General features: G+C 45.6%; 13 protein-coding genes. 9 read left to right on the top strand and 4 right to left on the bottom strand.

The window, feature by feature from the left end; all coding sequences use genetic code 11:
* Positions 1-108: 108 nt before the first annotated feature.
* A complete protein-coding gene (locus MH117_RS14805) occupies positions 109-1,563 on the bottom strand; it encodes a catalase (RefSeq protein WP_239329541.1) in 1,455 nt (484 codons plus the stop codon).
* A gap of 217 nt (positions 1,564-1,780) precedes the next feature.
* Here MH117_RS14805 and MH117_RS14800 point away from each other — a divergent pair, with 217 nt between their 5' ends.
* Positions 1,781-2,356 carry a double zinc ribbon domain-containing protein gene (locus MH117_RS14800; protein WP_239329539.1) on the top strand — a complete coding sequence of 192 codons (576 nt, stop codon included), beginning with the start codon at positions 1,781-1,783 and terminating at the stop codon, positions 2,354-2,356.
* Between the two features lie 202 nt (positions 2,357-2,558).
* On the opposite strand, the gene MH117_RS14795 is transcribed toward MH117_RS14800, so the two are convergent.
* Positions 2,559-3,149 carry a TetR/AcrR family transcriptional regulator gene (locus MH117_RS14795; protein WP_239329537.1) on the bottom strand — a complete coding sequence of 197 codons (591 nt, stop codon included), beginning with the start codon at positions 3,147-3,149 and terminating at the stop codon, positions 2,559-2,561.
* Between the two features lie 235 nt (positions 3,150-3,384).
* Here MH117_RS14795 and MH117_RS14790 point away from each other — a divergent pair, with 235 nt between their 5' ends.
* The 3 genes from MH117_RS14790 to MH117_RS14780 all read left to right on the top strand — a co-directional run bounded on the left by MH117_RS14790 (position 3,385) and on the right by MH117_RS14780 (position 6,470).
* Entirely contained in the window at positions 3,385-3,690 is a 306-nt protein-coding gene (locus MH117_RS14790; protein ID WP_239329535.1) for an MTH1187 family thiamine-binding protein, read from the top strand.
* 128 nt (positions 3,691-3,818) lie between these two features.
* Positions 3,819-5,456, top strand: a complete 1,638-nt coding sequence (locus tag MH117_RS14785) for a formate--tetrahydrofolate ligase (protein ID WP_239329534.1) — start codon at positions 3,819-3,821, stop codon at positions 5,454-5,456.
* Positions 5,457-5,855: 399 nt separating this feature from the next.
* Positions 5,856-6,470, top strand: coding sequence for an acetate uptake transporter (locus MH117_RS14780; protein ID WP_028547189.1), 615 nt, complete (start codon positions 5,856-5,858; stop codon positions 6,468-6,470).
* A 280-nt stretch (positions 6,471-6,750) separates the two neighbouring features.
* On the opposite strand, the gene MH117_RS14775 is transcribed toward MH117_RS14780, so the two are convergent.
* The gene (locus MH117_RS14775; protein ID WP_239329532.1) at positions 6,751-7,740 is read right to left on the bottom strand and encodes a glycoside hydrolase family 130 protein; all 990 of its coding nucleotides are present in this window, start codon (positions 7,738-7,740) and stop codon (positions 6,751-6,753) included.
* Between the two features lie 344 nt (positions 7,741-8,084).
* Positions 8,085-9,146, bottom strand: coding sequence for a LacI family DNA-binding transcriptional regulator (locus MH117_RS14770; RefSeq protein ID WP_239329531.1), 1,062 nt, complete (start codon positions 9,144-9,146; stop codon positions 8,085-8,087).
* Between the two features lie 333 nt (positions 9,147-9,479).
* Between MH117_RS14770 and MH117_RS14765 the strand changes: the two genes are divergently transcribed.
* The 5 genes from MH117_RS14765 (at position 9,480) to MH117_RS14745 (ending at position 14,676) form a co-directional block, all read left to right on the top strand.
* A complete protein-coding gene (locus MH117_RS14765) occupies positions 9,480-10,184 on the top strand; it encodes a response regulator transcription factor (RefSeq protein WP_239329530.1) in 705 nt (234 codons plus the stop codon).
* Positions 10,181-11,257, top strand: a complete 1,077-nt coding sequence (locus MH117_RS14760) for a sensor histidine kinase (RefSeq protein WP_239329529.1) — start codon at positions 10,181-10,183, stop codon at positions 11,255-11,257. Before MH117_RS14765 ends, MH117_RS14760 begins: the two co-directional genes overlap by 4 nt.
* An 81-nt stretch (positions 11,258-11,338) precedes the next feature.
* Entirely contained in the window at positions 11,339-12,307 is a 969-nt protein-coding gene (locus tag MH117_RS14755) for a D-alanyl-D-alanine carboxypeptidase family protein (protein ID WP_239329528.1), read from the top strand.
* 279 nt (positions 12,308-12,586) lie between these two features.
* Entirely contained in the window at positions 12,587-13,150 is a 564-nt protein-coding gene (locus MH117_RS14750) for a hypothetical protein (RefSeq protein ID WP_239329527.1), read from the top strand.
* Between the two features lie 38 nt (positions 13,151-13,188).
* Positions 13,189-14,676, top strand: coding sequence for a methyl-accepting chemotaxis protein (locus MH117_RS14745; RefSeq protein ID WP_239329526.1), 1,488 nt, complete (start codon positions 13,189-13,191; stop codon positions 14,674-14,676).
* Positions 14,677-14,694 lie beyond the last annotated feature (18 nt).

Raw genomic sequence — 14,694 nt, 5'->3', positions numbered from 1 at the left:
AACAGTAGCAGGTTCCCGTTTAACAATACTTGATTAAACTAACCTGATTACTAGGAATTATAAGGAACGTTACGCCTAATGTCAACGGTTAATTTAGTGGACAAGACTCTATTTTTGCGTAAATCCGCTAATATCAGTGCCAAGTGCTTGGGACAGACGAAGGCCGAGTTTTGCGTCAGCCCGAAAGAAGTTGCAAATGGCACGGAGTTGAACTTCATGCCTGGTCTGTTTTAGGTCAGTGGTCAGGTTGAGCACGAGCCGCTCCTGCTCTTCTGAAGATAAGCTCAAATAACGTTCGCCAGCTTGCGTAAAGTCGTCTGTCTTCGCAATCGTGCGGCGCATCGTTGTGCCGGACAGGGGCGCTTCACTGTCCGCATATTCTGGTGCTTCCGTGTAAGCAGGTTGGTGACTATTCGGTTCATAATTAATCGGTGACGGATCCTGACTCACATTCATATAGCCGTCACGTTGATGATTGCGAACCGATGCAAATGGACAGTTTACAGGGATTTGAGCATAGTTAGGTCCAAGACGATGCCGCTGCGTATCCGGATAAGAGAATAGTCTTCCTTGGAGCAGCTTATCTTCTGAAGGTTCAATGCCTGGGACAAGGGCGCTAGGCGAGAACGCAGATTGTTCCACTTCGGCGAAGAAATTGGCGGGGTTCTCGTTTAACGTCATACGTCCTACTTTGATTAACGGGAATTGCTCTTCAGGCCATACCTTGGTTGCGTCCAGCGGATCGAAATGGAGGTCACCGCCGTCCGGCTCCATAAGCTGAACGTACAAGTCCCATTCAGGATATTGGCCTGTGGCAATTGACGTATGTAAATCACGTGTCGCATGATTAAAGTCTTTGCCTCCGAGGACTTCTGCCTGAGCAGCGGTCAGGCTTCTTGTGCCTTGCAGCGATTTCCACGTATATTTCACATAAGTTACTTTATCGGCTGTATTTACCCATTTAAAGGCGTGTACGCTAAAGCCGTCCATTTCCCGGTAGTTGGCGGGAATACCCGGATCGGAGAACAACCAGGTCAGCATATGAGTGGACTCTGGCGAGAGGGACATGAAGTCCCAATAATGATCAGGAGTTTGGATATTGGTGTGCGGCGCTGGTTTGAGCGAATGGACCATATCCGGGAATTTTAAGGCGTCCCGTATAAAAAACACGGGCAGGTTGTTGCCAACCAGATCGTAATTGCCTTCGCTTGTGTAGAACTTAACAGCAAAGCCGCGCGGATCACGCAGCGTCTCGGGCGAGGTGCTGCCATGTATAACAGTCGAGAACCGGACAAATACTCTAGTCTCGATATCTGGGCTTTGCAAGAAGGCCGCCTTTGTATAGGGTGCCATACTTTGATAGGGCTTGAATAAACCAAAAGCTCCGGCTCCGCGAGCATGAACAACTCGTTCGGGAATTCGTTCACGGTCAAAGTGAGCAAGCTTTTCAAGCAAATGATAGTCCTCCAGCAGCACGGGCCCTCGCTGGCCCGCAGTTTTCGAGCTTTGATTGTTAGCCACCGGCGCACCTTGATTTGTCGTCAAAAATCGTGGGTCTGTCATTTGGACAACCTCCTGTATGTGATAGTCATAATAGCTGATGTATGAGAATAGGCATCAGTAAAGCCAGTTGGGCATACTTGGAATCAAGTTATAATTATTATAAATAAATAAAAATTATAACTTGATTTTTATTTATTCTGTGATGCTAGTTTCGATTAAGATTGGAAGTCGTATATAATGAGTGAAGGACAAAACTGTATGTAAGCGAGGGAATATGATGAGCTTTTTTGACAAAATGAAATCGGGCCTTTCCTCTGGTCTTTCTCAAGTGAAGGATAAGGCACAGCAAACGGTTGAAGTTACACGGCTATACTCGACAATTTCCACTAAACGTAAAGATATTCAACAACGCTACGGGGAATTGGGAGAGCTGGTATATCGCGCCTCAGGGGCAGGAAAAGGGCCCCGAGCATCTGAGAGTGAAGCAGAGACTCAGATGGCACGTATATGTGAGGAAATTGCCAAATTAGAAATAGAAGTGGAACAGTTGGAAGAAGATATGCATCGGGTTAAGGGAGAGAAGGTGTGTTCATGTGGAACTGCAGCTCCCTTGCAGTCCAAGTTCTGCAGCCGCTGTGGTAAATCGTTTCCAACTCCTGTCTTAAGTGACCCAATTGACGTCGAGCCAGTTGATCCTGCCCGCTCCTCAGCGCAGCAGTATTTGAAGCCTTATGAAGAGGTCCGAGATCAGGTCGGCATGGAGAAAGAATCTATTACGTCGTGCGCCCAATGCGGACAATCGCTTACGGTGAATGATCGCTTCTGCATTACGTGTGGCAAACCGCAGGGGTAAGCTTTATAGATACCGCTATCTGACTAACTGGATCCTATTAACGGCGTAATTTAGAATGGAACGGCAAATAGACCTCACATTTACTATCAAAGTGAATGTGAGGTCTATTTGGTATGTATATGGATTGGGATCAGCTAATTCTGCCTGTATGTTAGAGGTGTGGTCAATAGACAACCGTTCGATCTTATATCGTAAGTCCGTGTCAGTGAGTACGAAGAAGCCATTCTAAGGATACGAACACTTTCTGTAAATAAGCATCTTCACGATGAACACGTGATAAGAACATGCCTCCCTCACATAAGGAGAGGATAAGGCTTGCTGTCTCAGCCACAGGAAGCTGTGCATGTAATTGGCCTGTACGTACGCCTTCTTGCAGGAGGTTCTCGCAAGCGGTTTGGAGCGATTGAAAAAACAAGCGCATACGTTCCTGAACCGCAGGTGTTTCATTAGATGTCTGCGCAAACAACGTCAGGAACGGACAGCCGGCTTGGCAATCCTGCTGATAAGCATCATAAGTCAACATACGAAGTACAAATTCGATACGCGCGCGCACATCGACGTGGTACAAGGAAAGGATCGATTGAACACGGCCTGAATAATGCTCGATTACTTTTTCAATAATGTGAAGAAGAATGTCCTCCTTGCTTTTGAAGTGATAATAAATATTAGTCTTTGATACTTTACTTGTCGCTACAATATCATCCATGCTCGTTAACTGGTATCCTTTGGTCAGAAACAGGTGGGATGCGACCTCAAGGACAACATCTCGATTCGAACGTTTACGTATTCTCATATTGGTAATTTACGCAACATGTCAGGTTCTGTCAATGTATATTTTCATGCTCATGTGTGTGGATGCACCCAAAAATTGTACGTTGTGAATATAGAGAATAAATGTGTAATGGACATGAAAATAGTATGAAATGATTACGTGTCAATATAAGAAAGGCTTGCTGAAAAATCAGTTCAGTCACAGATGGCTACCCCTCATTGATAATGGTATGCTAGGGACAGGAGGTGGGATTATTATGGCAATTGCAGAAGTAACGATTATTCCCATTGGAACGGCAACAACAAGTCTTAGCGGATACGTTGCAGGCATGCAGCAGGTCTTGGCTCAAGAAGAAGGAATTACTTATGAACTAACATCCATGAGTACTATTATTGAAGGACCGACAGACCGGTTGTTTGAAGTGATACGCACGCTGCATGAATCGTTGTTCGAGACCGGAGCAGGTCGTGTATCAACGAGTATTAAAATAGATGACAGGCGAGATCAGCCTTCTTCTTCCGTGCAGAAGCTGCGTTCTGTTCGAGAGAAGCTGCAAAGCTAGAAAGCGAACAATTTTGTGAATTAATCATTTAATGATAAGTTTCTTGGTGCGGATACAGCTTATTTTACGTTAAAATAAGTTCTGATGTATAAGAAAAGCAAATATATGAACAGCAGGTGAGTCTATTCATGGAAGCGATTGTTAACATTGCAGCTCAACTGGGTATTCAACCAGATCATCTGGAACCTTACGGCAAGTATACCGCTAAGTTAAGTGAAGAACTATGGGACACCGTGGCAGGGCGGGATAATGGTAAGTTGATCTTAGTCACAGCAATGAACCCTACGCCTGCAGGTGAGGGCAAGACATTGACGACGATCGGACTCACGCAGGGTCTGAATCGAATAGGGCGGAAGGCGATAGCTGCCCTGCGTGAACCGTCGCTTGGCCCATGTATGGGCATGAAGGGTGGCGCGACAGGCAGCGGTGCGGCTCAGATCGTGCCGGCGGAAGATATTAATTTGCATTTTACTGGAGATATCCATGCGGTTACGTCGGCTCATAATCTCGTGGCTGCAATGTTGGACAACCACGTATTCCAAGGCAATGAGCTGCAGATCGACACGAATCGTATTTTATGGAAACGAGCGGTTGACATGAATGATCGCGCGCTTCGTCGAACGGTCATTGGCCTTGGAGACGGTAACGGGACTGTACGTGAAGACGGATATATGATTACGACAGCTTCAGAAGTGATGGCTGTGTTGGGGCTTGCCGAAAATAGAGCGGATCTTAAGCTGCGTTTGGGCCGTATGATTGTAGCTTATAGTACAGCAGACTGCATGATCACGGTAGATGATTTGCAGGCGACGGATGCAATGTGCGTTCTGCTTCGTCATGCCATCAAGCCTAATATGGTGCAGACTATTGAAGGCAATCCTGTGCTGGTTCATGGAGGGCCGTTTGCAAATATCGCTCATGGCTGTTCTAGTGTGAGAGCAACACGCTATGGCCTGAAGCTGGCTGATTACGTCGTAACCGAAGCTGGCTTCGGTGCGGATCTTGGCGCGGAGAAATTTATGAACATCAAATGCAGACAAACTGGATTGTTCCCCTCCGTTGTTGTTATCGTAGCTACCGTTAAAGCGTTAAAATATAACGGCGGGGTAGCCAAAGACAAGCTGACGGAGGAGAATCGCACTGCGCTGCGTGCAGGATTCGGCAATCTCCGTCGACATATTGAGAATGTGCAGAAATTTGGCGTGCCAGCTGTCGTGGCTATTAATCGCTTTGCCTCCGATACGGAAGATGAGCTGGAGGACGTGTTGGAGTACTGCCGCGCAATCGGATGTGATGCTGCCTTATCTGAAGCGTGGGCTCAAGGCGGAGCAGGGACGGAAGCGCTGGCGAAGCAGGTGGCGGCAGCCGCGGATATATCGGATGCGGCAGAGCAATTCCACTATCTGTATGCAGATGACGTTCCGTTGATCGATAAGATAAAGACGGTTGTGCAGGAGATTTATCGTGGAGGGGACGTTCGCTTTACACCGCGTGCTGCTCGCGCATTACAGCGTATAGAGGCTGAGGCAGGAAGTCGCGTGCCTGTATGTATGGCCAAGACACCATATTCATTCTCTGATCAGCCGAAGCTGCTTGGTGCTCCGGAAGGATTTACAATGGAAGTCCATGATGTCCGTTTATCTCGTGGAGCAGGCTTTGTCGTTGTAGAAACAGGAGCTATTATGACGATGCCAGGCTTGCCTAAGCAGCCTGCGGCATTGCGGATGCGATTGGAAGAAGACGGGACAGTTACCGGCTTGATGTAGAAGTGTGCGTTGGAACACGGGCAGATGATCGGATCGTGCTATCGTACCAATCGAATAGAACATATAAGGAAAGGCTGTTGGGCAGCAAAAATTGTCCGCAGTCTTTTTTTGTACATTTTATGGGCAATTGGCAGGTGCAGCTGACGTATTTACAGGATGGAAAATGCTTATTTACGGGAATAGGAGAGAGGCATTTGGATGGGGTTAACAAATACAAATTTACTGGGGGTTAAACACAAATACGATACGCGTATAAATAAGTTTGATTTTCCACAAATTACAATTGAATTAAGCATATCAAACCTGTGCAGCACTGTGTTAGAATAAGGCCTGTTGTGCTATTTTTCAGAAAATAATAAAAATTTCAAACGTTATCTTTAAAGGAGAGCATTGTCACACATGAAAACGGAACAACAGCAAGTTAAAATTGCTACGGCCGACCCAAGTGCCATTGGTTTGTTCGGTCTTGCGATGGTTACGCTGGTCGCTTCGTCGCAGAAGCTGGGCTGGACAGAGGGTACTTCGTTTATTATCCCTTGGGCTATTTTTCTCGGCGCGTTTGCACAGTTGTTTGCCTGCATTCACGATGCCAAGAAAGGGAATACATTTGGGACGACAGCGTTTGGCGGCTATGCTTTTTTCTGGTTTGCAGTAGCCTCCTCCTGGTTGATCCAGCATGGTGTCTTTGGTGAATCACTGGCGGCAGGGGCGGATAAGCATCAATTGGGCATGGCGTTTTTAGGATATCTTATTTTTACGCTATTTATGACGATCGGTGCAATGGAGACACATAAGGTATTGTTCTCTATTTTTGTATTTATTGATTTCCTGTTCCTGGGTCTCACATTTGATGCATTTGGAATTGCGGCGCATACGATGCATACGGTTGCGGCTGTGGCTGAGTTGTGCATTGCAATCTTGAGCTTCTACGGTTCTGCGGCTGCGGTACTCAATACGCACTTCGGACGTGAATTTTTGCCGGTAGGGAAGCCATTTGGTATTTTTAAAAAGTAATCGGCAGGTTTAAAATCTGTTGCGAAGAGTCTAGTTCTGAACTAGACTCTTTTTGTTGTGCTTTATCTAAAAAATAAAATCCCCCTGCTCCGCGGGCAACGGAACAGAGGGTGTGGGGTTACAAAGAAAGCATGTATCATGGGTACGAACCATGCAACTTTGTTACTGATAACATTATTATAACCCGTATCGTCACAAATCGCGAATGTTACTGTAACATTGTGTTGAAATGTGTCATGATACGATCCATTACATGGAATGAACAGCGTAATTTCGCTGCTTATTCGACGCGAGAGTTGTTTTTCACGAACTCAATAATTTCGTCAACATAACCATATGCGATTGCTGTTACTGTATCAGCAGCGCCATAGTAAATCGCGATGCGTCCTGTTTCTGCGTCTACCAGTGATGCACATGGGAATGCAACGTTAGGTACGTCTCCGACACACTCATACAAAGTGGAAGGTTGGAGCAGGTAAGGCTCACTGCGATATTTTACTTTCCATGGTTGATCCAGATCAAGCAAAGCAGCGCCGAATGCGTACACGAATCCATTACAGGAGTTCAATACGCCATGGTAAATCATCAACCAGCCCTCGCTAGTCTCGATCGGGATCGGACCTGCGCCGACTTTCTTGCTCTGCCAACCGCCAAGCGTTCCCATTACATGACGATGACGTCCCCAGAATTCCAAGTCAGGGCTCTCGCTGTAGAAGATGTCGCCGAACGGAGTATGCCCCGTATCGGACGGACGGCTTACCATAGCGTAGTTGCCGTTGATTTTGCGTGGGAACATAACGCCATTACGGTTGTAAGGCAGGAATGCATTCTCCAATTGATGGAATGTCTTGAAGTCATAAGTGTATGCTATGCCGATTGTCGGTCCGTGGTAAATGTTACACCAAGTCACGATAAAGCGGTCTTCAATCCAGCATACGCGTGGATCGTAACCTTCAATAAAGTTGCCGATCTCTGGATCGTCGCATTCAAACTTAAGCGGCTCGTGGTTGATATCCCAGTTCAAGCCGTCTTTACTGAAGCCGACGTGCAGACGCATATAGCGGTTGCGGTCATCGCAGCGGAATACACCAGCGAATCCATCTTCGAAAGGTACAACTGCACTGTTGAATATGCTGTTGGAATTCGGCAGTAAGTCACGCGGAATAACCGGATTCTGGCTGTAACGCCACAATACGTCGCGATGACCTTCAGGGCGTTCTTCCCAAGGCATGTTAGGGATGTTAGGACCGATAATATTTACTTTACTCATGATCTAACCTCGCTTTGCTTCTAGAAGTATAAAATCCATAGGTGCAGCATACAGGCAATATTGCTCACCATGTAATATGCATACTTTACATATGACAACCGACCTGAGAGAGAGAACCAATGGCAGCTTGAGTAGAGAGAACTAGAGAGAGCACCTTATTATATAAAAGTATGAGTAATCTCAAGTCCATTTATGTGCCGAGTTATTCATCATGTAAAGCGTACATGGCCCACCGGCATGTTAGCGTTTTCTTTACAATATAAATGTAAAATAAAATGCACACTATGTCAATATATAATTGTGCATTTTATAAATAAATATTGATTTAATATTACATTTCGGTGCTACTTTGTATATTTGGGATCTTTCAAATGCACACTTAATCGGATTAACTCCTTAGGACGTTCCGGGTGAGCGATCCTCCAGATCAACTGCTCGCCTGCGCGCAAACCGAGCTCTTCCTTCGGAACATCTACTGTTGGAATACTCGAATGTAAATAAGCAAGCTCACCGATATTGTCAAAGCCTGTGAGAATAATATCTTCGGGTACGCGTTTTCCTTCCTCACGCATAATGTTCATAAGTTCAACGGCAATGGCGTCATTGGCGCATACAAAGGCTTGCGGGTATTGCTTCATCGCAGCCAGCGCTTCTCGCAGTTCCGCTTCATAATAGTAATGGCGTGGCAGCGTATTTACGATATTAAGTCCCGGGTCCAACTCAACGCCGAATTCACGGAGAGCCATCTGGAATCCGCTCCAACGTTCCCAGTAACTTAAGCAGGAACCGATATCCCCGACGAAACCGATGTCGGTGCAGCCTTGTTCAAGCAGGCTCTTGGTCAGCCTGTACACACTCTCTTGATTGTTTACAAGCAGTGTATCGGTTTTAAGCAGATTCATCGTAAAGTCTGCGTACGTATCGATAAATAGCGCCGGTATTCCGGTGTGTTCAATACGCTCATAATAAGCTCGCAAGAAAGAGCCGATCGTTATAATACCGGCAGGGGTCTGTTGTGAAAATAAGGGCGGGAGACGGAGCTCGTTCTCTTCCTCCATGTCAACGATGGACATCGCTACGGTGTAGCCTGCTTCTTTAAGTGATGTGTTGAGACCACGCAAAAAGGGTGACCAATAATGATTGCCTACATAATCGGAGTGTGTTAATAACGCAATAAGCCGATTTCCCATATTGGCGGCGTGCTCTGGCCGACTATGCTTTAATTGGGTAATGGATTCTAACATGCCAGGAGGGAATTTCGTATAGCCCATGTCAATTGCATGCTGGATAATGCGCAGACGTGTATCTTCTTTTAAACCAGGTTCATTGTTAAGCGCTTTCGAAACAGTATTGCGTGATAGCTGAAGCGCGTCTGCTATGTGCTGCTGCGTAATTTTCTTTGTCATACGGGATTCGCTCCAATTTATAAAATTAGTCCGGACTCGGTTCCGCTAGGTTATATGTCAAGTATAAAGTAGCTTTACAATTTTGACAAATGTAAAGTTAGATGACACCTATTGAAGAAGTACAGATTTGCGGCCGAATTTCTCGGCCGAATGAGAATAATAAACTGTGCTACACTAAACACATTCATACATATAATCATCATGTTTTCTTCATACTTTCCCAATGAAATGATAACTCTCGCTCTTTACAATAAGTTGTAGGAGCGTGAAATTTATGATTACTGTGAAATATACAATGTTAAGTATACGGTCAAGACGAGGGAGTGTACACGAATGACGGCAATTCTGGTTGTAGATGATGATCGAGAGATCGCGAATTTAATCCGTATATATATAATCAATGAGGGTTATGAATGTGTGCTTGCCTATGACGGGCTTGAAGCGCTGCAACGGATAGAGGAGAAGCCTATTGATCTTGTTATTTTGGATGTCATGATGCCTAAGCTGGATGGATTAGGCGTAACAAGAGTGATACGTGAGCGTCACGCAACTCCGATTCTTATGCTCAGCGCCAAAACGGAGGATATGGACAAGATTATGGGCCTTATGACAGGAGCGGACGATTATATGGCGAAGCCATTTAATCCTTTGGAGCTTATGGCGCGTGTAAAGTCGCTGCTGCGGCGTACCTATCAGCTTAATCCGCGGCTTGCTGAAGGGGATGTCGGAAACATAAATAAGGTCATCAGCCTTGGGAAGTTGGAAGTAAACAGGGATTTGCATACAGTAAAAGTAGACCATCAAGCAATCCACTTAACGTCCATTGAATTTGAAATCTTATATACGATGGTACGATATCCAGGTAGGGTGTTTCGGGCAGAAGATTTGTATGAGCTTGTATGGAAGGAAACTTTTCAAGGCGCGCATAATACGATAGCGGCGCATATAAGCAAGCTCCGGGACAAGCTGCACAAACAAGGGTACATGTTTATCCATACGGTGTGGGGTGTTGGTTACAAAGTGGAGGCAGTAGAATGAAACTGAATTGGAAGCTGTTACTGTCATTACCGTTATGTTTTACATTAGCGGGTGCGACCACTGGATTGAGTTTTTTGGCTATATCGGCTGTGTACAAGAGTTTCTACTTTCCGACCTTTACCGTCTTCATTCGATATTTGGACGACGTAATTGGAGTTATGTTGTTATCGGTTATGTATACATTATTATGGTTTGCGGTGTATTTTATTCTGTTTACGAGTTTGTTAATTCGTCGTATTCTTCGTGTGACAAAAGCGGTGCAGCATATTGCGGAAGGGGATCTGACGCAAAGGATTAAAATATCCGCCAAAGACGAGATTGGTCAGCTCGAACACAATATTAATATCATGGCGGAACAGCTTAGCAAATCGATAGAAGAGGAGCGCCGGGCGGAGCAGACCAAGACGGAGCTTGTCACGAATGTATCTCATGATCTAAGAACGCCGTTAACGTCAATTATCGGTTACTTGGGGCTGGTTGAACAAGACAAGTACCGGGATGAGTTAGAGCTTCGCCACTATATTAGCATCGCTTACGAGAAGTCTAAACGACTACATCTCATGATTGAGGATTTATTCGAATATACGAGAATGAGCGGTGGCATGCCTTTGCATCTAGGACGTGTGAATTTGTCGGAGTTGGTGGGCCAATTGTACGTTCATTATCGCTATCCAATGGAACAAGTGGGGCTGCAGCTGCGGATGAACAATGCAGATCAATCATTATTTATGATGGCAGACTCCTTAAAGCTTGTGCGTGTATTCGAAAATTTATTGTCCAATGCTATGAAGTACGGTACGGGTGGTGATGCGGTCGACTTAAACGTATCCGTTATCGCTGATGAAGCTCAGATTGAGATCGTTAACTATGGAACAGCGATTCCACAGCAGGATCTCCCGTACGTATTTGACCGGTTCTATCGAGTTGACAAGTCAAGGGGCGAAGAGCAAGAAGGTTCAGGGCTAGGCTTGGCTATCTCGCGTGCAATCGTGGAGCTGCATAACGGCAGCATCTGGGCGGAAAGTAATTCATTTCAAACCCGATTTGTGATAAGACTGCCGTTAACATCATAATTTCATCATAAATTCGCAAACATTCATTCACTTCTGTTGTCTAAACTAAGTCTTAATCAATAAACGAACAGGGTGGATGAGATGAAGAACAAAACAAAGCCGAGTTTCAAGTGGAAAAGGTTGATTGGAGCTCTATTCATATTAGGTGGATTGTTGTTTGTATTAGAAGAAATTGGGGTACCTTTGCGTGGCGTATATGCTAGAATTCAAGATCAAGTATTTGTCTCTAGCAACAATAAGGAGTTGGCATTTGGCTCATTAGAGGCTAGTGCCGCATTTGTCATGGATGCGGATAACGGTGATGTGCTGTTCTATAAGAACGAGAACAAGCCGCTGCCTCCTGCCAGCACCACGAAGATTATGACGGCATTATTGGCAGTTGAGCAGGCGGATCCCGTGGAAGGGGTTATTGTGGGCAGCGAAGTAAACTGGACAGCTCCAGATGAGAGCAAGGCTGGGCTTGCTCCAGGACAGTTGTTAACTTGGCGGGAGCTGATCTCAGCTATGATGCTGCCGTCTGGCAATGACGCAGCAAGAACGATTGCCGTGCAGATTGGCATGAAGCATGCTCCGGCCGGATCAACTCGCCAGCAAGCCTATGATTTATTTGTTAGCCAGATGAACAAAAAAGCCGCCGAGCTGGGGATGACGAATACGCAATTTACCAACCCCCATGGCATGCCTAGTCAAGATCATTATTCGACAGCCAAGGATCTAGCCGTGCTGGCCCGCGCTGCAATGGGGAACGAGATCTTCCGTCAAATTGTAATGGAGCCTGAGGCAAGCTTGAGCCTAACGTCAGACGACAATCAGGTAGAAAAGATGGTATATAACCGGAACCTACTGCTGCAATTGGATAGTGGTCATTTCTATGAAGGTGCGAACGGCATCAAGACGGGTTATACGGATCAAGCTGGTTATTGCCTTGTCTCATCAGCCAACCGGAATGGTCATAAAGTAATTGCGGTTGCACTGCATTCAACTAAAGATCAAATATGGAGTGACTCGCACACGTTATTAAATTATGGATTTGCGCATGTGAGTTCTTGAACATAAAAGCCCCGGTTGTTCTGCTAACATAGTAGAAATGACCGGGGCTGATTTTTTGTTAAGGTGGTGCCAAAGAACGCCATTATATACGATTAATTGACAAGATAGGTGTCCATATAACCGCTACTTATGAGCTATTTAAGTAGAAGTTGTTTTTAAACCTAGTACTATAGTAGGAATTTTATAGAAACGCCTTGGCAGGGCTAAAGGCTCTTATTAAAATAAGTACAAATGAACATGTACTTATAAATAGAAAATGAGAGTGGAGAGGTGCTTCCGATGTATATCTATGTCCGCAACTCTGTAGAAGCCTCTAAGTTTCAATCGATCTGGAGAACCGTATGGAAAGAGAAAGGGTTCGAATTGGAATCGGGGCGAGAAGTACTGCACCAGATGCTCATTACGAATGAACAAGGCCATTGTGTGGGAACTATCGAATATAAACCGTACCATATAACAAATAATCCAATTCACAGCGTCGCTGCGTTCCAAGACCAACCGGAGATGGCATTGCCAGATCGTGTCGTGGAAATCGATAAAGTAGCGCTTCTTAGAGAACATCGGGGACCGAATATAGCCCGTTTGATCTCTTCGATGCTGCATTATGCGGACAAGCATGACAAGGATTATTTTGTATGCCTGTTGGAGCCAGTATTTGCACGCGCGCTGAGGGTATCTTTTCAAGTCCCCATGCGGCAAGTATCTGGTCGTGTCGCCTACAAAGGAGATGATGTAATACCGACGATTATAGATGTAGGCAAGGTCAGAAGGAACAAGCACCGCTATTCTTGGATAATCCCCGACACAGCACCTTCTGCAAGCAATAAAACAGTTGTAGTCTAGTCTTGCTATTTTATACTTTAGAAAGTAGGTCGTCTCTTTTGAACGAACTTTCCATATTGGATCTGAGAAATAGACTGCTCGTTAAAATTATTTGGGGGATGCTTGGGCTTGGCATCGCAGCGAATCTCGCGGCTAACGTTACAGGAAGCATGCTTTATATGTTAGCTGTTATTGGTACGGTCGCTTGCGGGACTGCTACATTTATGACGTACAAGCGCATAGCACCGGGTGCCATTATGTATCTAATTCCTGTTATTATGACAGGACTGACGGTGTTTCTAATTAAATCAGACCCTAACCCGATATTCAGTACGTATGTGCTGTTTTATGTAAATATGGGTGTAATGGCGCTGTACTCCAATTATCGCCCTGTTCTTACAGCTGGTGTGCTGAGTGCTGTTGCCACGATATATGTATTTTACGATCCAGTCATCCATGAGGTGCTGTATAAGAAGGAACCGCTGCTTTACCTGTTGCTGTATCTAGCCTTCGCTACGATTGCTTTATGTGCGGCTGCTATTTTCAGCGAACGCCTGCAAAAGCAAGTACTAGAGCATAGCACTGAAGCTTTGACAGCTAAGCTGCGGGCAGAGGACATGTTGTCTGAGATTCATAGCTCGGTATCTATGCTCAACAACTTTAGTCAGGAGCAGAAAGAGCGAGTGGTGACGACTAGTAATATATCCCGAGAAGTGACAGTGACTTTTGCTGAAATCTCATCAACGATTGAACAGCAGACCGTCAATATCCATCATATTAATGACTCCGTGCAACTGGTGGAGAAGTCGCTTGGTCATGTAGTTAGTGGAACAGAGCAGTTAGACGGTGTATCGTCGGAGACGCTTAAGCTTGCAGGGCAAGGGAACACCGAGATCGGGACTTTGGTACAGGAAATGCGACGTGTGCAAGCAATGGTTCGTGAGACGGTTCAAATAATGAACGCTTTAAGTTCGCAGACAGAAAAAGTCGGCAGCATCGTAAGTACGATTAGTGAAATATCTGCACAGACTAACCTGCTGTCATTGAATGCGGCGATTGAAGCGGCTCGTGCGGGTGAGCACGGTAGAGGCTTTGCCGTCGTGTCTGGTGAAGTACGCAAGCTGGCGGATCATACTCAACAGGCGACAGAAGAGATTGCTGCCATTTTGGAAGCGATACGTCAGCAGATCAATGCTGCCGCGGGCCATGTCAATCGTGGTGAAGGATCAGTTCTATCCAGCGCTCAGGCTACGCAAGCCGTAGAGAAGATTGTGAGGGACATCTCAGGTAACACGGAACAGGTCAACAAGCAAGCGGAACTTATGCGTTCAGCGGTTGCTGAGTTGAAGGAGCAATATGGCTTGATGTCGGAAAGTATGGTGTCCATTGCAAGCAGTACGGAGCAGCATATGGGCTCTGTTGAAGAAGTGCTGGCAAGTATGGAGCATCAGGATAGTCAGATCAATGCATTAGTTCAAGGCTACGGTCGACTTGATGAGCGGGTTACAGCCTTGAAAAAGTTAGCAGAAGAGGATACGCGTTCTTAAATAGAGTCAAATAAAGAA

It is taken from the genome of Paenibacillus sp. ACRRX (assembly GCF_022346885.1).
In the GTDB taxonomy this organism is placed as follows: Bacteria; Bacillota; Bacilli; order Paenibacillales; family Paenibacillaceae; genus Paenibacillus_B.
The sequence above is the reverse complement of the archived record's forward strand: the minus strand, read 5'-3'. Positions and strand labels throughout refer to the sequence as shown.

Coding starts and splice junctions, on each gene's coding strand:
- MH117_RS14755 (WP_239329528.1), top strand. CDS start 11,339: ATGAAGAACAAAACAAAGCCGAGTTTCAAGTGGAAAAGGTTGATTGGA.
- MH117_RS14780 (WP_028547189.1), top strand. CDS start 5,856: ATGAAAACGGAACAACAGCAAGTTAAAATTGCTACGGCCGACCCAAGT.
- MH117_RS14805 (WP_239329541.1), bottom strand. CDS start 1,563: ATGACAGACCCACGATTTTTGACGACAAATCAAGGTGCGCCGGTGGCT.
- MH117_RS14790 (WP_239329535.1), top strand. CDS start 3,385: ATGGCAATTGCAGAAGTAACGATTATTCCCATTGGAACGGCAACAACA.
- MH117_RS14785 (WP_239329534.1), top strand. CDS start 3,819: ATGGAAGCGATTGTTAACATTGCAGCTCAACTGGGTATTCAACCAGAT.
- MH117_RS14750 (WP_239329527.1), top strand. CDS start 12,587: ATGTATATCTATGTCCGCAACTCTGTAGAAGCCTCTAAGTTTCAATCG.
- MH117_RS14760 (WP_239329529.1), top strand. CDS start 10,181: ATGAAACTGAATTGGAAGCTGTTACTGTCATTACCGTTATGTTTTACA.
- MH117_RS14795 (WP_239329537.1), bottom strand. CDS start 3,149: ATGAGAATACGTAAACGTTCGAATCGAGATGTTGTCCTTGAGGTCGCA.
- MH117_RS14800 (WP_239329539.1), top strand. CDS start 1,781: ATGAGCTTTTTTGACAAAATGAAATCGGGCCTTTCCTCTGGTCTTTCT.
- MH117_RS14765 (WP_239329530.1), top strand. CDS start 9,480: ATGACGGCAATTCTGGTTGTAGATGATGATCGAGAGATCGCGAATTTA.
- MH117_RS14775 (WP_239329532.1), bottom strand. CDS start 7,740: ATGAGTAAAGTAAATATTATCGGTCCTAACATCCCTAACATGCCTTGG.
- MH117_RS14770 (WP_239329531.1), bottom strand. CDS start 9,146: ATGACAAAGAAAATTACGCAGCAGCACATAGCAGACGCGCTTCAGCTA.